At 64.6% G+C, this 18,924-nt stretch carries 15 protein-coding genes; 3 read left to right on the plus strand and 12 right to left on the minus strand.

The window, feature by feature from the left end:
* Positions 1-154: 154 nt before the first annotated feature.
* The 4 genes from ilvC to miaA all read right to left on the minus strand — a co-directional run bounded on the left by ilvC (position 155) and on the right by miaA (position 4,671).
* Positions 155-1,177: a ketol-acid reductoisomerase gene (gene ilvC / locus OJJ21_RS18725; RefSeq protein WP_297688663.1), complete on the minus strand. Its 1,023-nt coding sequence runs from the start codon at positions 1,175-1,177 to the stop codon at positions 155-157.
* A 62-nt stretch (positions 1,178-1,239) separates the two neighbouring features.
* The gene (gene ilvN, locus OJJ21_RS18730; RefSeq protein WP_297688666.1) at positions 1,240-1,755 is read right to left on the minus strand and encodes an acetolactate synthase small subunit; all 516 of its coding nucleotides are present in this window, start codon (positions 1,753-1,755) and stop codon (positions 1,240-1,242) included.
* A gap of 33 nt (positions 1,756-1,788) precedes the next feature.
* Positions 1,789-3,558: an acetolactate synthase 3 large subunit gene (locus tag OJJ21_RS18735; RefSeq protein ID WP_297688727.1), complete on the minus strand. Its 1,770-nt coding sequence runs from the start codon at positions 3,556-3,558 to the stop codon at positions 1,789-1,791.
* A 135-nt stretch (positions 3,559-3,693) separates the two neighbouring features.
* Positions 3,694-4,671, minus strand: a complete 978-nt coding sequence (gene miaA / locus OJJ21_RS18740; RefSeq protein WP_297688668.1) for a tRNA (adenosine(37)-N6)-dimethylallyltransferase MiaA — start codon at positions 4,669-4,671, stop codon at positions 3,694-3,696.
* A 52-nt stretch (positions 4,672-4,723) separates the two neighbouring features.
* On the opposite strand from miaA, the gene serB reads away from it, so the two are divergent.
* Entirely contained in the window at positions 4,724-5,626 is a 903-nt protein-coding gene (serB, locus tag OJJ21_RS18745; protein WP_297688670.1) for a phosphoserine phosphatase SerB, read from the plus strand.
* Positions 5,627-5,739: 113 nt separating this feature from the next.
* On the opposite strand, the gene OJJ21_RS18750 is transcribed toward serB, so the two are convergent.
* Positions 5,740-6,522 (minus strand): 3-hydroxybutyrate dehydrogenase, encoded by a 783-nt coding sequence (locus OJJ21_RS18750; RefSeq protein ID WP_297688671.1) that lies wholly within the window; start codon positions 6,520-6,522, stop codon positions 5,740-5,742.
* Between the two features lie 183 nt (positions 6,523-6,705).
* On the opposite strand from OJJ21_RS18750, the gene OJJ21_RS18755 reads away from it, so the two are divergent.
* Positions 6,706-7,347: an ATP-dependent Clp protease proteolytic subunit gene (locus OJJ21_RS18755; protein WP_297688674.1), complete on the plus strand. Its 642-nt coding sequence runs from the start codon at positions 6,706-6,708 to the stop codon at positions 7,345-7,347.
* Positions 7,348-7,415: 68 nt separating this feature from the next.
* Here the strand turns inward: OJJ21_RS18755 and OJJ21_RS18760 are convergent, their stop codons facing one another.
* Genes OJJ21_RS18760 through hflK form a run of 3 tightly spaced genes read right to left on the minus strand, consistent with a single transcriptional unit; the run spans position 7,416 to position 11,013 of the window.
* A complete protein-coding gene (locus tag OJJ21_RS18760; RefSeq protein WP_297688676.1) occupies positions 7,416-8,912 on the minus strand; it encodes a DegQ family serine endoprotease in 1,497 nt (498 codons plus the stop codon).
* A gap of 35 nt (positions 8,913-8,947) precedes the next feature.
* Positions 8,948-9,838: a protease modulator HflC gene (locus OJJ21_RS18765; RefSeq protein ID WP_297688678.1), complete on the minus strand. Its 891-nt coding sequence runs from the start codon at positions 9,836-9,838 to the stop codon at positions 8,948-8,950.
* A 14-nt stretch (positions 9,839-9,852) separates the two neighbouring features.
* Complete coding sequence (gene hflK, locus OJJ21_RS18770; RefSeq protein ID WP_297688680.1) at positions 9,853-11,013, minus strand: FtsH protease activity modulator HflK; 1,161 nt, start codon at positions 11,011-11,013, stop codon at positions 9,853-9,855.
* A gap of 265 nt (positions 11,014-11,278) precedes the next feature.
* Between hflK and apbC the strand changes: the two genes are divergently transcribed.
* The gene (gene apbC / locus OJJ21_RS18775) at positions 11,279-12,436 is read left to right on the plus strand and encodes an iron-sulfur cluster carrier protein ApbC (RefSeq protein ID WP_297688682.1); all 1,158 of its coding nucleotides are present in this window, start codon (positions 11,279-11,281) and stop codon (positions 12,434-12,436) included.
* A gap of 37 nt (positions 12,437-12,473) precedes the next feature.
* Here the strand turns inward: apbC and OJJ21_RS18780 are convergent, their stop codons facing one another.
* From OJJ21_RS18780 to OJJ21_RS18795, 4 genes are all read right to left on the minus strand, one after another.
* The gene (locus tag OJJ21_RS18780) at positions 12,474-12,833 is read right to left on the minus strand and encodes a hypothetical protein (RefSeq protein WP_297688684.1); all 360 of its coding nucleotides are present in this window, start codon (positions 12,831-12,833) and stop codon (positions 12,474-12,476) included.
* Positions 12,834-12,954: 121 nt separating this feature from the next.
* Positions 12,955-15,648 carry a pyruvate, phosphate dikinase gene (ppdK, locus tag OJJ21_RS18785; RefSeq protein ID WP_297688730.1) on the minus strand — a complete coding sequence of 898 codons (2,694 nt, stop codon included), beginning with the start codon at positions 15,646-15,648 and terminating at the stop codon, positions 12,955-12,957.
* 166 nt (positions 15,649-15,814) lie between these two features.
* Positions 15,815-17,887: a glycine--tRNA ligase subunit beta gene (gene glyS / locus OJJ21_RS18790; protein WP_297688733.1), complete on the minus strand. Its 2,073-nt coding sequence runs from the start codon at positions 17,885-17,887 to the stop codon at positions 15,815-15,817.
* Positions 17,887-18,792, minus strand: a complete 906-nt coding sequence (locus OJJ21_RS18795) for a glycine--tRNA ligase subunit alpha (RefSeq protein ID WP_297688686.1) — start codon at positions 18,790-18,792, stop codon at positions 17,887-17,889. The genes glyS and OJJ21_RS18795 overlap by 1 nt, the downstream gene beginning before the upstream one ends.
* Positions 18,793-18,924 lie beyond the last annotated feature (132 nt).

An 18,924-nucleotide genomic window follows, 5' to 3' on the forward strand; every position in this document is an offset into this window, starting at 1 on the left:
AGTGGCTAATGGAATCTTGCCGACACCGGCAACCAGGACTTGGGCATTTACTTCTCCCCCTTTTCGCGTTTTCTTTGGCGGAAACGACAGCCGGGCAACCGAAAACGGCCGGCGGTTCATCACCGCCGGCCGCTGACGTAACGGGTATAAACCCTTAGTTCGAGCGGGCCTTGTCGACCAGCTTGTTCTTCGAGATCCAGGGCATCATGGCGCGCAGCTTGGCACCCACTTCCTCGATCGGATGCTGCGCCAGCTTGGCGCGGGTCGCCTTGAACGAGGTCTGGTTGACCTTGTTTTCCAGCATCCAGTTGCGGGTGAAGCGGCCGGACTGGATGTCGTCCAGCACGCGCTTCATCTCGGCCTTGGTCTCCGAGGTGATGATGCGCGGGCCGGTGACGTATTCGCCATATTCGGCGGTGTTGGAGATCGAGTAGTTCATGTTGGCGATGCCGCCTTCGTAGATCAGGTCCACGATCAGCTTCACTTCATGCAGGCACTCGAAATAGGCCATCTCCGGGGCGTAGCCGGCTTCCACCAGCGTCTCGTAGCCGGCCTTGATCAGTTCGACCAGACCGCCGCAGAGCACCACCTGCTCGCCGAACAGGTCGGTTTCGCATTCTTCCTGGAAGGTGGTCTCGATGATGCCGGCCTTGCCGCCGCCATTGGCCGAGGCGTAGCTCAGCGCGATTTCCAGCGCGTTGCCCGAGGCATTCTGGTGCACGGCGACCAGCGACGGCACGCCGCCGCCCTTGAGGTATTCCGAACGCACGGTATGGCCCGGGCCCTTCGGCGCGATCATGAAGACATCGAGGTCCTTGCGCGGCTCGATCAGGTTGAAATGGATGTTCAGGCCATGCGCGAAGGCAAGCGCGGCGCCTTCCTTCATGTTGTCGCGCAGATCGTTGGTCCACAGGTCGGACTGGCCCTCATCGGGGGTCAGCACCATCACCACATCGGCCCACTTGGCGGCTTCGGTGGGGGTCATCACCTTGAAGCCGGCCTCTTCGGCCTTCTTGGTGCCGGCCGAACCCTTGCGCAGCGCAACGGCGATGTTCTTCACGCCGCTGTCCTTCAGGTTCATCGCATGGGCATGGCCCTGGCTGCCATAGCCAATGATGACAACCTTCTTGCCCTTGATCAGGTTCAGGTCCGCATCGCGGTCGTAGTAAACGCGCATCTTGGTCTCTCCTCGGAAAGCGTCGTTGTTATGATTCGGGTTACAAAGAGTTAATGCGGCCCTTACAGCGGTTTCGGGCCGCGGCTGATCGCCACCACGCCGGTGCGCGAGACATCGACCAGGCCAAGCGGCTTCATCAGCTCGACGAAGGCGGTGATCTTTTCCGGCGCGCCGGTCAGTTCGAAGACGAAGGATTCAATCGTGCTGTCCACCGCGCGGGCGCGGAAGATATCGGCGATGCGCAAGGATTCCACGCGCTTCTCGCCGGTGCCCGCGACCTTGATCAGCGCCAGTTCGCGCGCGATATGCGGACCCTCGACCGTCAGGTCGTGCACATTATGAACTGGCACCAGACGGCCGAGCTGCGCCTTGATCTGCTCGATCACATTGGCCGGGCCGGAGGTGACCACCGTGATGCGCGACAGATGGGCTGCATCGGAGACCTCGGCCACGGTGAGGCTTTCGATATTGTAGCCGCGGCCGGAAAACAGCCCGACCACGCGGGCGAGGATGCCGGGCTCGTTATCGACGAGCACGGAGAGGATATGGGACTGGATCGGCTGCTGCGGCGCGGACATGGTTCGATTTCTTCTATGCTGTGACGCCGGACCTCAGACGAGGGCCATGCCTTCTTCGCTGACGCTGGCGTTGGCCGGATCCTTCGGCTTGTCGTCGGCCAGGATCATTTCGTTATGCGCCGCACCCGATGGCACCATCGGGAAGCAGTTCTCCGCCTTGTCGACGGCGACATCGACCACCACCGGCCCATCGATGGCGATCATCTCCTTGATGACGGCATCGAGATCGGCCGGATCGGTGACGCGCAGGCCCCGGCAATGGAAGGCTTCCGCCAGCTTGACGAAATCGGGCAGCGATTCCGAATAGCTCTGCGAATAGCGGCCGCCATGCAGCAGCTGCTGCCACTGGCGCACCATGCCCATATATTCGTTGTTGAGGATGAACACCTTCACCGGCAGGCGGAACTGCGCCGCGGTGCCCAGCTCCTGGATGTTCATCAGGATCGAGGCCTCGCCGGCGATATCCACCACCAGCTTGCCCGGATGGCCGAGCTGCACGCCGATGGCGGCCGGCAGGCCGTAGCCCATGGTGCCCAGGCCGCCCGAGGTCATCCAGCGGTTCGGCTTGTTGAACTTGTAGAACTGGGCCGCCCACATCTGGTGCTGGCCCACTTCGGTGGTGATGAAGGTGTCCTGGTCCTTGGTCAGCTCATACAGCCGCTGAATCGCCTGTTGCGGCTTGATGATCTTCGGATCCGTCTTGTACTTCAGGCTGTCGCGGGCACGCCACTGGTCGATCTGCTGCCACCACCTGTCGAGCGCCTTCTGGTTCGGCTTGTAGCCGCCCTGTTTCCAGGCGGCGATCATCTGCTCCAGAACCTTGCAGGCATCGCCGACGATATTGAGGTCGCAGCGCACGGTCTTGTTGTGCGAGGACGGATCGATATCGACATGGATTTTCTTCGAACCCGGCGAGAAGGCATTCAGGCGGCCGGTGATGCGGTCGTCGAAACGCGCGCCGATATTGATCATCACGTCGCAATCATGCATCGCATGATTGGCTTCCCAGGTGCCATGCATGCCCAGCATGCCGAGGAACTGCCGGTCAGTGGCGGGATAGCCGCCCAGACCCATCAGCGTGTTGGTGATCGGGAAACCGGTCAACTGCACGAACTGGCGCAGCAGCTCGGACGCCTTCGGCCCGGCATTGATGATACCGCCGCCGGTGTAGAAGACCGGACGCTCGGCAGCCGCCATCAGCGCGACTGCTTCCTTGATCTTCGCATCGTCGCCATTCACCTGCGGACGATAGGTCTTATGCTTGATATTGTCCTTGGCGGTGTAGGCGCCGGTGGCGACCTGCACGTCCTTGGGCAGGTCGATCACCACCGGACCGGGACGGCCAGCGGTGGCGACGTAGAAAGCCTCATGCACGACGCGCGACAGGTCGTCGACATTCTTCACAAGATAGTTGTGCTTGGTGCAGGGCCGGGTGATGCCGGTGGTGTCGCATTCCTGGAAGGCGTCGGTGCCGACCAGATGGGTGGCGACCTGGCCGGTCAGGCAGATCACTGGGATCGAATCGAGCAGTGCATCGGTCAGGCCGGTGACGGCATTGGTCGCGCCGGGGCCGGAGGTGACCAGCACCACGCCGGGTTTGCCGGTCGAGCGGGCATAGCCTTCGGCGGCATGCACCGCGCCCTGCTCATGGCGCACCAGGATGTGGCGGATGGCATTCTGCTTGAACAGCGCGTCGTAAATCGGAAGGACCGCGCCGCCGGGGTAGCCGAATACGACCTCAACACCCTGGTCGATCAGGGCCTTGATCAGCATTTCAGCACCACTCATCTGCTTGTCTGGCATCTGGGCCGGTGCGGCCTGGGCTGCGGTGGACATGACGCTCAAATCCTTCGGGCTGACAGCCCTGTGAGACAAACTGGCCTATTAGACGAAAATCGGCCGGAACACGCCGCTCCGGCCGTCAAAAGCGGCGCCAAACTAAACAGCCGCTCCGCGCACGGTCAATAGGTATCTCACAATGAATGGAAAGATTTCCGCCTCCAGGTTGAAATTTTCTTGCTGACTTAGATCTTTTTCCACAACCAGGTCGGCGGCGAACTGGTGCCGGAACCAGGTGGTCTGCCGCTTGGCGTAATGCCGGGTGTTGAGCTGGCCGATGCGGATCGCCTCGTCGAGACTGATCTCGCCCTTAAGATATTGGATTAATTCCGGAAGTCCATGGGCCTTGCGCATCGGCGCATCGGCCGGGATGTCGGTCCGCGCCAGCACGGCCCGGGCCTCCTCCACGGCGCCGGCCGCCACCATCCCCTCGAAACGCCGGTCGATCCGGGCATAGAGGCTGTCGCGCGGCGGCCGCAGCAGCAGGCGGCAGACCGGATTCTGCAGCGGCGGGCTGCTCGGCGTGTCGGCCTGCCAGGCGGCCAGGCCGCGACCGGTGGCCTGCAGCACCTCCCAGGCCCGCACCAGCCGCTGGCGGTCGCCGGGCTTGAGCTGGGCGGCGGTGTCCGGATCGGCGCCGGCCAGAACGGCATGCAGGGCGGCCGGACCTTCTGCGTCCAGCCGGGCCCGGACCGCGGCCCGGATATCGTCCGGGATCACCGGAATCTCGGCCAGGCCTTCGAACAGGCTGCGCAGATACATGCCGGTGCCACCCAGCAGGATCGGCACACGGCCCTCGGCCAGCGTCTCGGCGATTGCCTGCCTGGCCAGATCGACCCAGACGGCAGCGGTACCATGCAGGGCGCCGTCCAGCACCCCGTAAAGCCGGTGCGGCACCCGGAGCATCTCCTCGTCGGTCGGCCGTGCCGTCAGGATGCGCAGGTCGCGATAGACCTGCATGCTGTCGGCATTGATGATCGTGCCGCCGACCTTCTCCGCGATACTGATGCCGAGCGCCGACTTGCCGCTGGCGGTCGGGCCGGCAAGCACGATAATCGGGGCTTTGGAAGGGTCCATCTGAGCGGGCCTGTCGGTTGCGTCGCCCCTTTTACAGGCCTAGAAGAGGCCGATGCAAAACATTCTGACCCTGATCACCGCGCCCCATAACGCCGTGCTGACGCCAAGGCTCGCCAGTGCCGTGCGCGATGCGCTGGCGCTCGCCCGCGGCCGGGTCGGCCCGGCCGACTGGCTCGATCCGGGCATCGCCTGCGACATTCCCTTCGATGGCGTCGACCTGAAAGAGGCCGAAAAGGTGGCGCGCATCGCGCTGCGCAACGCGCCGGTCGATGTGGTGGCCCAGGCCAATACGCCCAACCGCCGCAAGAAGGCGCTGGTCGCCGATATGGAATCGACCATCATCCGCAACGAGATGCTGGACGAGCTGGCCTATCTGGCCGAGATCGGCGAGCAGGTCGCCGAGATCACGCGCAAGGCGATGAATGGCGAACTCGATTTTTATGCCGCGATCCGCGAGCGCGTTGCCCTGCTGAAGGGCCAGCCGGCCAGCCTGCTCGACGACGCAGCCAAGCGCATCAGGCTGATGCCCGGTGCCGCCGCCCTGGTCACGACGCTGAAGACTCACGGCGTGCATTGCGCGTTGGTCTCCGGCGGCTTCGATTATTACACAAGGCCGATTGCCGAGCAGCTCGGCTTTGACGAGCAGCAGGCCAATACGATGCTGATCGAGAACGATGCCATTGCCGGCATCGCCGAGCCGATCCTCGGCCGCGAAGCCAAGCTGGAAGCCCTGCAGCGCGTGGCGCGCGAACGCGGCATCGCTGTGGCCGACTGCATGGCGGTGGGCGACGGCGCCAACGATCTCGCCATGCTGGAAGCGGCGGGCTACGGCGTGGCCTATCACGCCAAGCCGGCGGTGCAGGCGGCGGCCAGGATCAACATCCGCCACGGCGACCTGACCGCGCTGCTCTATCTGCAGGGCTATCGCGCCGACGAGGTTTTCGGACGGGGCTGAAGCAAGACGTGGATCCTCGGGTCAAGCCCGAGGATGACGGTCTTTGTTGTAAGCGCTCATTCTCGTAAATCGTCATGGCCGGGCTTGACCCGGCCATCCACGAGTTTTTTTGATTACCGCGCCGTCCAGCCACCATCGATGGCGATCGACGTGCCGGTGATCGACTTCGCCATGTCGCCGCAGAGATAGACCGCCAGCGCCGCCACTTCCTCGACCTCGACGAATTTCTTGGTCGGCTGGGCGGCGAGGATCACCTCGCGGATCACCTGCTCCTGCGACATCTTGTGCACCTTGGCCTGGTCGGCGATCTGGTTTTCCACCAGCGGTGTGCGCACGTAACCTGGACAAATCGCATTCACCGTGATGCCGGCCTCGGCCACTTCCAGCGCCACGCTTTTCGTGAGGCCGACCTGGCCATGCTTGGCCGCCACATAGGCCGACTTGAACGGCGAGGCCACCAGGCCATGCGCCGAGGCGATATTGACGATGCGGCCCCAGCCCTTCTGCTTCATACCGGGCAATGCCGCCTTGATGGTGTGGAAGCTGGAGCTGAGATTGATATTGGCGATCGCCTCCCATTTCGCCTCGGGGAATTCATCCACCGGGGAGACGAACTGGATGCCGGCATTGTTGACCAGGATGTCGACGCCGCCGAGGCCATCCGCGGCCTTCTTCATGAAAGCGGCAATCGCCTCGCCCTTGCTCATGTCGGCGCCATCGTAGAGTACCTTGACGCCGAATTCGGCGGTCAGGCCGGCGCGCAGTTTCTCGATCTCGGCGGCATCGCCGAAACCATTCAGCATCAGGTTGACGCCCTGTCCGGCGAACGCCCGGGCGATGCCCAGGCCGATGCCGCTGGTGGAACCGGTGACGACGGCGGACTTGCCTTTCAGCATGGGGCGACCTTTCTTATCCGGCTGGAGAGTGTGGCCGGAGCCTAGCGGAAAAGCCGGGCTTTTGCCTAGCCGCGGCCCCCTCTCCAGAAGGCGCCCCGGGGGGCCTGAGCCTTGCAGGCCCGGCGCCCCCGTGGGATACCAGACAAGAGCTTTTCAGGCGCGTTTTTCAGGAGCTTTTCCCGCATGCTGAACCGCATTACCCAGCCCGCCGACAGCCGGCTCGATGACGAAGACGACGACAAGCCGGAGCAGAACGGCGAGGCCGAAAAGGCCAAGAAGGAAAATCCCGGCATCGAGGAGCGCCTGTTCAAGGCGCGCACCATCCTGATCTATGGCGGCATCGACCAGAAGATCGCCAAGGAAGTCTCGGCCCGCCTGCTCGCCCTGCAGTCGTCCGGCGAGGATCCGATCACCATTTTCATCAACAGCCAGGGCGGCCATGTCGAATCGGGCGACACGATCTATGACATGATCAAGTTCGTGAAGCCGGATGTGCGCGTGGTCGGAACCGGCTGGGTCGCCTCGGCCGGCGCGCTGATCTATGCCGCGGCGAAGCGGGAAAACCGCTTCAGCCTGCCCAATACCCGCTTCCTGCTGCACCAGCCGTCCGGTGGCGCCGGCGGCACGGCCTCGGATGTCGCCATCCAGGCCAAGGAAATCATCCGCATGCGCAAGCGGCTGAACGAGATTTTCGCCCGCGAGACCGGCCAAACGCTGGAGCGGGTGGAGAAGGATACCGATCGCGATTACTGGATGAGCGCGGAGCAGGCGGTGGAATACGGCCTGGTCGGCAAGATCGTGCAGAACGCCAGAGAAATCGAATAAACCGCACGGATCGAAACGAAAAAGGCCGGCTCTTCAGCCGGCCTTTTTTATTGCCCTGCGGGGATCGCTCAGGATTTCAGCGGTACCGGCACGAAGCGCGGCTCGCCGGCGCGCTGGATCTGCAACAGCGCCACCTTGCGCTTGGCATCCTTCAGCGCCTTGAGCATTTCCACCGCGTCGTCGGTATTGCGGATTTCCGACTGCGCCATCTCGATGATCACGTCGCCGATGCGCACATCGCGCTTGGCCGCCGGACCATCGGCTTCCACATCGGTGATCACCACGCCCTTCACGTCATCCTTGATGTCGTGCTTCTGGCGCAGTTCCTTGGTCAGTGGTGCCACGCGCACGCCGAGATCGGCCAGATCGGTTTCGTTGCGACCGGCCTTCGGCCGCGCCGCATCGGCCTTCTGGCTGCTTTCCTGCTTGGCCGAGGCGAGCGCCGCTTCCAGCTCGCCCAGCGTGGCCTTCACAATCTGCTTCTTGCCCTTGCGGATGATCTCGACATTGACGCTCTTGCCGACCGGCGTTTCCGCCACGCTGCGGGTCAGCGCGTTGGTGGAGGCGATCTGCTTGCCGTCGAAGCTGGTGATCACGTCGCCGGAATCGATGCCGGCCTTCTGCGCCGGGCCGCCGGGGACCACCTTGGCCACCAGGGCGCCGCGCGCCTGCTGCAGGCCGAGCGCCTCGGTCATCTCGTCGGTGACCGACTGGATCTGCACGCCGAGCCAGCCCCGCTTGGTGCGACCGAATTCGATCAGCTGCTGCACCACCGGGCGGGCCAGGTTGGCCGGCACGGCGAAGCCGATGCCGATCGAGCCGCCGGACTGCGAGAAGATCGCGGTGTTGATGCCGATGACATTGCCGTCCTTGTCGAACAGCGGACCGCCGGAATTGCCCTTGTTGATCGAGGCATCGGTCTGCAGGAAGTCGTCATACCGGCCGGCGTTGATGTCGCGGCCGCGCGCCGAGATGATGCCGGCGGTGACGGTGCCGCCGAGGCCGAAGGGATTGCCGATCGCCAGCGTCCACTGGCCGACGCGGATCTTGTCGGAATCGCCCCAGCTGACCGCAGTCAGCGTGCGGCCCTTGGGCTCGACCTTCAGCACCGCGATATCCACCTCTGGATCGCGGCCCACCACCTTGGCTTCCAGTTCGGTATTGTCATGCAGGATGACGCGAACCTGGTCGGCCTCGGCGATCACATGGTTGTTGGTCACCACATAGCCGCGCGCATCGATGATGAAGCCGGAACCCAGCGACGACACCTGGCGCGGCGGCCGGTTGCCCTCGCCGCGCTGCTGGCGTTCGAAGAATTCCTTGAAGAAATCCTCGAACGGCGAACCGGGCGGGAACTGCGGCAGGCCTTCCGGCATGGCGCCCCGGTTCTGCACCGTCTGCGTCGTCGAGATATTGACCACCGCCGGCAGCAGCTTCTCCGCCAGATCGGCGAAATCGCCTTCCGGCGCCCGCGCCTGCGCAGCAGTTGCGCCGAACAGCAGCACCAGAGCGGTGGCGGCAACCGCGCAGCCCCGGATCAGTCGTGCCTGCATCATGACACCCATGATATTCCTCCTCGCCGCATCAGCAGCGAACACACTCAGCGGCCGGCCGGACGCCGCGGCGCGCCGGACGGGCTGTCAAAAAACCTGAAGAACTCGGAATCCGGCGACAGAACCATGGTGGTATCGCCCGGCTGCATCACCTTGGTATAGGCCTGCAGCGACCGGTAGAAATTGTAGAATTCCGGATCCTTGTTGGCGGCTTCGGCGAAAATCTTGGTGCGTTCGGCATCGCCTTCGCCGCGCAGGATTTCCGAACGGCGCCGCGCATCGGCAATCAGAATGGTGCGTTGGCGCTCGGCCTCGGCACGGATCTTTTCTGACAGCTCGAAGCCGGTGGCGCGCTGCTCGTTGGCCTCGCGCTGACGCTCGGTCTGCATGCGGCGGAAAATCGCCTGGCCGATGGTATCGGGGAAGTCGGCGCGCTTGATGCGCACATCGACCAGCTCGATGCCGAGGCGGCGGCTGTCTTCCTGCAGGGTGTTCGTCACCTGCTGCATCGCCGAGGGGCGGTCGCCGGAGATGATCGTGCTGGCATCCAGCTTGCCGAAGGCGCCGCGGAAGGCATTGGCCACCGACGGCGCCAGACGGCCGCGCAGACCGAGTTCGTTGCGAACGGTCTGATAGAACAGCAGTGGGTTAGTGATGCGATAGCGCACAAAGCTGTCGACCACCAGGCGGCGCTGGTCGGAGGTGAGGATTTCTTCCGGCTGCGCGTCGAGGCCGAGAATGCGCTTGTCGAAATAGACCACATCCTGGATCAGCGGAATCTTCATGTTCAGGCCGGGTTCGGTGATCACGCTGCGCGGATCGCCGAACTGCACCACCAGCGCCTGCTGCGCCTGATGCACGGTGAACAGCGATGCCTTGACCAGGAAACCGGCGGCAACCAGAACGATGACGATGATGGTGAGGAGCGAGCGGTTCATGATGCGTCTCCTCCTTATCGCTGCTGCGCCGGCTGCTGCTGGCGCTGCTTTTGCAGCTCCGGCAACGGCAGATACGGCACCACGCCGTTGGCGCCGCCCTGGCTATCGACGATCACCTTGTTGGTGCCGCGCATGATCTGTTCCATGGTCTCGAGATACATGCGCTTGGTGGTCACGTCCTTGGCCTGACGGTATTCGTTGTAAACCTGGGTGAAGCGGCTGGCGTCACCCTGGGCGTTGGCGATGACTTCCTGCTTGTAGGCCTCTGCCTGCTGCAGCAGGCGCTGCACCTCGCCGCGGGCACGCGGGATGATGTCGTTCCGATAGGCTTCCGCCTCGTTCTGGGCACGCTCACGGTCGGCCTGCGCCGCCTGCACGTCGCGGAAGGCATCGATCACCGAAGCCGGCGGCTCGGTGCGCTGCAGCGCTACCTGGGTGATCACCACGCCGGCGCTGTAGCCGTCCAGCACCGCCTGCATGACGCGGCGGGTGTCGTCGGCGATCTTGGTGCGGCCTTCGGTCAGGATGAACTGGATGTTGTTCTTGCCGACCACTTCGCGGATGGCGCTTTCCGCCACCTGCTTGATGGTGCGCGAGGGTTCGACCACGTTGAACAGATACTGGCCGGCATCCTTCACCTGCCACAGCACGGTGAAATCGATATCGACGATATTCTCGTCGCCGGTCAGCATCAGGCTTTCTTCCGGCACGTCGCGGGTCTGCGCGCCGCGGGTGGGTGAATCGCCGAGTGAACGGAAACCGATTTCCTCGCGGTTCACGCTGGTCACCTTCGGCGTCAGCACGCTGTCGACCGGCCAGGGCAGGCGATAGCGCAGGCCCGGTTCGGTAACGGCATGCACCTTGCCGAAACGCAGCACGACGCCCTGCTCGTCAGTATCGACGCGGTAGAAGCCGGTGCCGAACCAGATCGCCACGGCGACCAGGATCAGCAGCAGGATGCCACGGCCGGAGACGTCGCCGCCCGGCAGCATGCCGCGGAACTTGTCCTGGCCGCGGCGCAGGATTTCCTCCAGGCTGGGCGGATTGGGGCCGCCGAACGGGCCGCCGCCATTGCCGCCGCCCGGGCCGCGCCCGCCGCCCGATCCCTGGCCCCAGGGCCCGCGGCCACCGCCGCCGCCACCTTGCCAACCCCCACCTTGATTGCTCCAGGGCATCCTACCGTCCTTCTTAACCGTCTGACTTTTTAACCGTCTGAATCCGACCGTCCGCGCCCGCTGCTCATCCGAGGCCGGCGCAACGGCAGTAGTTTCGCATTGTTACCGGTGGTTGTCGCGCATCCCCGGCCCGTTGCCTCACGTTATCCTGTTGGGCAGATGAATTGCCGCGGCTCAGCCCCCGCTATATATCAATCACTTGGGACAAGCGCGGCTTTGCCTGCCATTAATCGACAATATTGGAACGTTTACAGGGATTTCAAGCATGACCGGGGTAACTGAGGCGCAGATCATCGACGCGCTGCGCGGTGTGGTAGACACCGATCATGGCAAGAATGTGGTCGATCTCGGCATTGTGTCCGGCCTGGTCATCAAGGGCGGCAATATCGGTTTTGTCCTGGAAGTGCCCGCCAGGGAGGGCGCCCGCAAGGAACCGCTGCGCAAGGCGGCCGAACAGGCCGTGGCCCGGCTGCCCGGCGTCACCTCCGCCACCGTGGTGCTGACCGCCGAAAGCCCGGGAAGCAAAGCTGGCGCCGCACAGCCGGCCCACAGCCACAGTCACGGTCCCGCCGTGCAGCCCGGCGCGAAACCTGCCGGCGCACCGGATGTCAGCGCACGTCCGGCCATTCCCGGCATCCGCTCGATCATCGCGGTGGCATCAGGCAAAGGCGGCGTCGGCAAGTCCACCACGGCGGTCAACCTGGCGCTGGCGCTCGCCCAGGGCGGCAAGAAAGTCGGCCTGCTCGATGCCGATATCTACGGCCCGTCGCTGCCGCGCATGATGGGCATCACCGGCAAGCCGAATTCGCCCGACGGCAAGCGCCTGCATCCCCTGCAGGGCTGGGGCATTCCCTGCATGTCGATGGGTTTCCTGGTGCCGGAAGACACGCCGATGATCTGGCGCGGCCCGATGGTGATGAGCGCGCTGGAACAGATGCTGCGCGATGTGGAATGGGGCGAACTTGACGTGCTGGTGGTCGACATGCCGCCCGGCACCGGCGATGCCCAGCTGACCATGGCGCAGCGCGTGCCGCTGGCCGGCGCCGTGATCGTCTCCACGCCGCAGGACATCGCGCTGCTGGATGCGCGCAAGGGGCTGAACATGTTTCGCCGCGTCGATGTGCCGGTGCTCGGCATCGTCGAGAATATGAGTTATTTCTGCTGCCCCAATTGCGGCCATCGCAGCGAGATTTTCGCCCATGGCGGCGCGCGCAGAACGGCCGAGGAGCTGGGCTGCGACTTCCTCGGCGAACTGCCGCTCAATATCGCAATCCGCGAAACCAGCGATAGCGGCGCGCCGATCGTGGCTTCCAAGCCCGACAGCGACGAGGCAAAGGCCTACCGCGCCATCGCAAAGCTGGTGGCCGCCAAGCTCGACCGCGACGCCGCCGCCACACGGATGCCGCGTATCACGATCGAGTGAGCGGCCTCAACGTATTACCGACCAATCGGTATCGCTCTCAGGCGTGGCAGAGCACGGCGCCGATATTGCCCTGCATCGCGGCGATCACGATGCGGCGCAGCGCCCCGAGTTCGTCGCGCAGGCTGCGCAGCAGGTCGCTGGCGGCCATATCGATCAGCAGGCAGACCTTCTCGCAGATACCGGCAGCCCGCATATGACCGCAGGACAGGCTCAGATGGCGAAGTCGCTGCATGATATCGTAGATGCGATCCAGCGCTGGCCCTGCCTGCCGCGGATCGGTAAACGCCTCGTCATAGGCCCAGGCGGCGCATTCGGCGCCAAGCTGCAGGGCTTCTGCAAAACTGACGGCTTCGCATTCGTCGGGTGAGTCCAGGAAATCGATCGTCTGGCTGACCATTGGATTCTCCCACAGAAAAAAGCGGCACCGGATATCCGGTGCCGCCTGTTTTAGCGCCGATACCTGACGGCTCGGGAGTTACCAGTCAGCCACGTTACGGTTTGGTTAGGCTGCCCGCCGCTCAGGCTTCGCTGGCTTTTTCCTCGGAAATCGCCGCCTGTGCCGCGGCCAGACGGGCAATCGGCACGCGATAGGGCGAGCAGGACACGTAATCCAGGCCGGCATTGTGGCAGAAGCGCACCGACGATGGATCGCCGCCATGCTCGCCGCAGATGCCGAGCTTGATATCCTTGCGGGTGGCGCGGCCGCGCTCGGCCGCGATCTTCACCAGTTCGCCGACGCCGGCCTGGTCGATGGTGACGAAGGGATCGCGCTCGAAGATGCCGGCCTTGAGGTAGTCTTCCATGAACAGCGCCGAATCATCCCGGCTGATGCCGAGCGTGGTCTGCGTCAGGTCGTTGGTGCCGAAGGAGAAGAATTCGGCGGTCTGGGCGATGTCGCCGGCGCGCAGTGCCGCGCGCGGCAGCTCGATCATGGTGCCGACCAGGTACTTCACCTTCTTGCCCTGTTCCTTGAACACTTCGGCTGCCACGGCATCGATGCGGGCCTTCAGGATGTCGATCTCGGCCTTGGTGGCGACCAGCGGGATCATCACTTCCGGCTCGACCGGCTTGCCGCCGCCCTTCGACACCGTGACGGCCGCCTCGAAAATGGCGCGCGCCTGCATCTCGTAGATTTCCGGATAGCTGATGCCGAGACGGCAGCCGCGATGGCCCAGCATCGGGTTAGTCTCTTCCAGCGCCTTCTTGCGCTCCTTCAGGGCCGCAACGCTCAGGCCGGTACCGCGCGCGACCGCGTCGAAATCGGCATCGGTCTTGGGCAGGAATTCATGCAGCGGCGGATCGAGCAGGCGGATCGTCACCGGACGGCCGGCCATGATCTTGAACAGCTGCACGAAATCCTCGCGCTGCATCGGCAAAATCTTGGCCAGCGCCTTCTTGCGGCCCTCGACGGCCGGCGAGAGAATCATCTCGCGTACCGCGGTGATGCGGTCGGCATCGAAGAACATATGCTCGGTACGGCACAGGCCGATGCCTTCGCAGCCGAAGCGCACGGCGGTTTCCGCATCCGCCGGGGTTTCGGCATTGGTGCGGACCTTCAGCTTGCGCAGCTTGTCGGCCCAGGCCATCAGCTGGGCGAAATCGCCCGACAGCTGCGGCTCGATCATCGGCATCAGGCCGAGGATCACTTCGCCGGTCGAACCGTCGATGGTGATCACGTCGCCCTTGTTCACGGTGACGTCGCCGACCGTCATCTTGCCGGCCGCGTAGTCGATGCGGATGCCGCCGGCGCCCGAGACGCAGGGCCGGCCCATGCCGCGCGCCACCACCGCCGCATGGCTGGTGGTGCCGCCGCGCGCCGTGAGGATGCCCTTGGCGGCATGCATGCCGTGAATGTCTTCCGGCGAAGTCTCGACGCGGCAGAGGATGACGGCCTCGCCCTTGGCGGCCCACTGCTCGGCCTCATCGGCCTGGAACACCGCCTTGCCCGAAGCGGCGCCCGGCGAAGCGGCCAGACCCTTGGCGATCACCTTGCGCTCGGCCTTGGGATCCGGCGTCGGGTGCAGCAGCTGGTCCAGCGAGGCCGGCTCGACGCGCTCGACGGCTTCGGCCTGGGTGATCAGCTTTTCCTTCACCATGTCGACGGCGATCTTGATCGCCGCCTTGGCGGTGCGCTTGCCCGAACGGGTCTGCAGCATCCACAGCTTGCCCTGCTGGACGGTGAATTCGATATCCTGGATATCGCGGTAGTGCTTTTCCAGTTTCTGGAACACGCCGACCAGCTGCTTGAACGTGGTCGGCATCGCCTCCTGCATGGAAGGCATCTCGTTGCCCACCTTCAGGCGCGTTTCCTTGGTCAGCTGCTGCGGGGTGCGGATGCCGGCCACGACATCCTCGCCCTGGGCGTTGATCAGGTATTCGCCGTAATAGGTTTTCTCGCCGGTCGCCGGATCGCGGGTGAAGGCGACGCCGGTGCACGAGGTTTCGCCCATGTTGCCGAACACCATCGCCTGCACGTTCACCGCCGTGCCCCAGGAGGCCGGGATGTTATGCAGGCTGCGATAGGTGATGGCGCGCTGGTTCATCCAGCTGGAGAACACGGCGCCGATGGCACCCCAGAGCTGGTCATGCACATTCTGCGGGAAGGGCCGGCCCAACTCCTGCTGCACCTTCTTCTTGTAAGCGGCAACCAGCTGCTTCCAGTCTTCGGCCTTCAGCTCGGTATCCAGATTGAGGCCATGCTCCTCCTTGTGCATTTCGAGCAGTTCCTCGAAATGCTCGTGCCCGACATCGAGCACGACGTTGGAGTACATCTGGATGAAGCGGCGATAACTGTCCCAGGCGAAACGCTCGTTGCCCGACTGCTTGGCCAGCGCCTCGACGGTGGCATCGTTGAGGCCGAGATTGAGCACGGTATCCATCATGCCCGGCATCGAGGCGCGCGCGCCCGAGCGCACCGAGACCAGCAGCGGCATCCTGGCGTCGCCGAATTTGGCGCCGACCAGCTTCTCGACACGGCTGAGTGCTGTCTCGACCTGGCCCTTGAGTTCCCTGGGATACTGCTTGCCGTTCTTGTAGTAGGCAGTACAGACCTCGGTGGTGATGGTCAGGCCCGGCGGCACCGGCAGGCCGATATTCGACATCTCGGCGAGATTGGCACCCTTGCCGCCCAGCAGATCGCGCATGTTGGCGCGGCCCTCGGCCTTGCCATCGCCGAACGAGTAGACCAGCTTGCCCTTTGCGGGCGCCGACACCTTCGTGGCAGTCTTCTTCGGCGCGACCTTCTTCGGTGCGCTCTTCGCTTTCACCTTGGACTTTGCCCTGGACTTTGCCTGGGCCCGGCTGCTCGCCTTGGCTGCCGGCTTGGCGGTCTTCCTGGCGACTTTTTTCTTGGCGGCTTTTTTGGTGGCCATGGCGGTATTACCCCTCGATCTGGGAAAAGTCGGCGATACGGTCCATGCTGCCGGCGACGGCCGACAGCAAACTCAAACGATTGCGTCGCACGGCCGTGTCATCGGCATTCACGGTGACGCGTTCGAAAAACGCGTCGACCGGCGCACGTAGCCGCGCAAGTGTGGCAAGATAGTGGCGGAAATCCGCCTCGTCCTGTGTCTTTCCCGGGACTGCGCCGGGCAGGTCGCCGAGCGCCGTGACCAGCGTCCGCTCCTCGTCCTGCGCGATCAGGCGGCCGTCGACGTCGCCGAGCTTGAGATCCGGTGTCTTTTTCAGCTCGGCGCGCACGATGTTGTTGGCGCGACGATAGGCCACCAGCAGATTGGCACCCTCGCCTTCGGTCAGGAAACCGCGCAGCGCATCCACCTTGGCCAGCACGCGCACCAGATCGTCGTCACCGCCCTTGGCGAAGACCGCGGTGACCAGATCGTGCCGCACGCCCTGCTCGCGCAGATGCACCTTCAGGCGGTCGACGAAGAACTGCAGCAGCTCCTCGGTCGGATTGCGCTTGCCGTCCGCCTGCACGATCTGCAGCGACAGCGCCGAGCGGAACAGCGCGCGCAGCGGCAGCGCCAGCTTGTTTTCCAGAATGAGGCGGATCACCCCGAGCGCGGCACGCCGCAGCGCGAAGGGATCCTTCGAACCGGTCGGCTTCTCGTCGATGGCGAAAAAGCCGGCCAGCGTGTCGATCTTCTCGGCCAGCGCCACCGTCACCGCGACCGGCGCGGTCGGGCAGCGGTCGTTCGGCCCCTGCGGCGCATAATGCTGCGCGATCGCCTCGGCCACCTCGGGCGCCTCGCCGTCGTTCAGCGCGTAATAACGCCCCATGACGCCCTGCAGTTCGGGGAATTCGCCGACCAGGCCGCTGACCAGATCGGCCTTGGCCAGCTTGGCGGCGCGGCGTGCCATCTTGGCATCGGCATGCAGACTGCCGGCGATCTCGTAGGCCAGCCGTTCGACGCGCTCGACCTTCTGCGCCACGGTGCCGAGCCTGGCATGGAAGACGATGTCCTTCAGCGCCGGCAGGCGGCTTTCCAGCGTCTGCTTGCGGTCCTGGTCCCAGAAGAATTTGGCATCCGACAGGCGCGCGTTCAGCACGCGTTCGTTGCCGGCGATCACCTGTTTGCCGCCATCGTCGGTCAGCGTGTTGGCGACGATGACGAAACGCGGCGCCAGCGCGCCGTCCTTCGTATTGAGCGCGAAATACTTCTGGTGCGAGCGCATGGTGGTGGTCAGCACCTCGCGCGGCACCTCCATGAACTGCTGCGGGATGCGGCCCAGCAGCACGACAGGCTGTTCGACCAGGCCGGTCACCTCGTCGGCCAGACCGGCATCCTCCACCAGCACCAGCTGCTCGTTGGCGGCGGCGAAGCCGGCATCTTTCAGCACGGCGCTGCGGCGCGCGGCGAAATCGGGCTCGACATAGGCGGCACGCAGCCGGCGCAGATAATCGGTGGCGTCGCGCACGGCAAAGCGGCCCGGCGCCTGGAAACGATGGCCGCAGGTGCTGTCGCCGGCGGTGAGATGACCGGACACGAACGGCACCGTTTCGCCTTCGAACAGGCAGATCATCGAGTGCAGCGGCCGCACCCAGCGCAACGGGTGATCGGCCCAGCGCATCGATTTCGGCCAGGGCAGCAGCGCCAGCGCCTCGGGCAGCAGGCGCCTGAGCGCGTCTTTCGTCGCCTCGCCCGGCTTCTCCACCACGGCGAACCAGAATTCACCCTTGCCGGTATCGCGTTTCTCGCACTGGTCGAGCGAGGATAGCCCGGCGCCGCGCAGGAAGCCCTGGATCGCGGCATCGGGCGACCCCACGCGGGGCCCCTTCTTCTCCTCGCGCACCGCCTCCTGCACGCGCGGCAGGCCGCGCACCACCAGCGCCAGCCGGCGCGGCGTGACATAGGCCTCGCTCTTGTCGAAATTCAGCCCGGCCTTCTTCAGGCTTTCGGTAACCAGGCGCTGCAGGTCCTCGGCGGCACGCAGCTGCATGCGCGCCGGAATCTCTTCCGAATGCAGTTCGAGCAGGAGTTCGCCGAGCATCATGCGCCCTCCGCTTTCAGATCGGCCGGCAGATGGCCGCGGCCCTTGAGCCACTGGGTGCAGCAGGCCTTGGCCAGCGCCCGCACGCGGCCGATATAGGCGGCGCGTTCGGTCACGCTGATCACGCCGCGCGCATCCAGCAGGTTGAAGGTATGGCTCGCCTTCAGGCACTGGTCATAGGCCGGCAGGGCCAGGCCCCTGTCGATCAGCGCCACGCATTCCTTCTCGACATCGGCGAAGCGGCGGAACAGCTGCTCGGTGTCGGCATGCTCGAAATTGTAGGCGGAGAATTCGCGTTCGGCCTGCAGGAAGACCTCGCCGTATTTCACACCACGGCCGTTGAAATCGAGGTCGTAAACGTTGTCCTTGCCCTGCACATACATGGCCAGGCGTTCCAGGCCATAGGTGATCTCGGCCGAGACCGGCGTGCAGTCGAAACCGCCGACCTGCTGGAAATAGGTGAACTGCGTCACCTCCATGCCGTCGCACCAGACTTCCCAGCCCAGGCCCCAGGCGCCGAGCGTCGGGTTTTCCCAGTCGTCTTCGACGAAGCGGATGTCATGGCGCTTGGACGAGATGCCGAGCGCCTCCAGCGAACCGAGATACAGCTCCAGCACATTGGCCGGGCTCGGCTTCAGGATCACCTGGAACTGGTAGTAATGCTGCAGGCGGTTCGGGTTCTCGCCATAGCGGCCGTCCTTCGGCCGCCGCGAGGGCTGCACGTAGGCGGCACTCCACGGTTCGGGGCCGAGCGCGCGCAGCGTGGTGGCGGGGTGGGAGGTGCCGGCGCCGACTTCCATGTCGTAAGGCTGCAGCAGCAGGCAGCCCTGCCGCGCCCAATAGCTCTGCAGCGTAAGGATCAGATCCTGAAACGACGAAGCCGCAGCGGGTCCGGTGGGCGCCATCGCAGGGTCCTTTGCGCTCTCGCCTTTGCGTGCGTTGGGAGGGTTTGAAATCGGGCGGACCTTAGCCAGCGCAGGCTTTGGAATCAAGCCATTGGGGGCTTCGACTTAGGCCGGGAAATTCAGACCGACAGC

The organism is Ferrovibrio sp. (assembly GCF_025869515.1).
GTDB lineage: Bacteria > Pseudomonadota > Alphaproteobacteria > Ferrovibrionales > Ferrovibrionaceae > Ferrovibrio.

Excerpts from the sequence above, each read along its gene's own strand:
- ilvC (WP_297688663.1), bottom strand. The coding sequence starts at position 1,177 with ATGCGCGTTTACTACGACCGCGATGCGGACCTGAACCTGATCAAGGGC.
- ilvN (WP_297688666.1), bottom strand. The coding sequence starts at position 1,755 with ATGTCCGCGCCGCAGCAGCCGATCCAGTCCCATATCCTCTCCGTGCTC.
- OJJ21_RS18735 (WP_297688727.1), bottom strand. The coding sequence starts at position 3,558 with ATGCCAGACAAGCAGATGAGTGGTGCTGAAATGCTGATCAAGGCCCTG.
- miaA (WP_297688668.1), bottom strand. The coding sequence starts at position 4,671 with ATGGACCCTTCCAAAGCCCCGATTATCGTGCTTGCCGGCCCGACCGCC.
- serB (WP_297688670.1), top strand. The coding sequence starts at position 4,724 with ATGCAAAACATTCTGACCCTGATCACCGCGCCCCATAACGCCGTGCTG.
- OJJ21_RS18750 (WP_297688671.1), bottom strand. The coding sequence starts at position 6,522 with ATGCTGAAAGGCAAGTCCGCCGTCGTCACCGGTTCCACCAGCGGCATC.
- OJJ21_RS18755 (WP_297688674.1), top strand. The coding sequence starts at position 6,706 with ATGCTGAACCGCATTACCCAGCCCGCCGACAGCCGGCTCGATGACGAA.
- OJJ21_RS18760 (WP_297688676.1), bottom strand. The coding sequence starts at position 8,912 with ATGGGTGTCATGATGCAGGCACGACTGATCCGGGGCTGCGCGGTTGCC.
- OJJ21_RS18765 (WP_297688678.1), bottom strand. The coding sequence starts at position 9,838 with ATGAACCGCTCGCTCCTCACCATCATCGTCATCGTTCTGGTTGCCGCC.
- hflK (WP_297688680.1), bottom strand. The coding sequence starts at position 11,013 with ATGCCCTGGAGCAATCAAGGTGGGGGTTGGCAAGGTGGCGGCGGCGGT.
- apbC (WP_297688682.1), top strand. The coding sequence starts at position 11,279 with ATGACCGGGGTAACTGAGGCGCAGATCATCGACGCGCTGCGCGGTGTG.
- OJJ21_RS18780 (WP_297688684.1), bottom strand. The coding sequence starts at position 12,833 with ATGGTCAGCCAGACGATCGATTTCCTGGACTCACCCGACGAATGCGAA.
- glyS (WP_297688733.1), bottom strand. The coding sequence starts at position 17,887 with ATGCTCGGCGAACTCCTGCTCGAACTGCATTCGGAAGAGATTCCGGCG.
- OJJ21_RS18795 (WP_297688686.1), bottom strand. The coding sequence starts at position 18,792 with ATGGCGCCCACCGGACCCGCTGCGGCTTCGTCGTTTCAGGATCTGATC.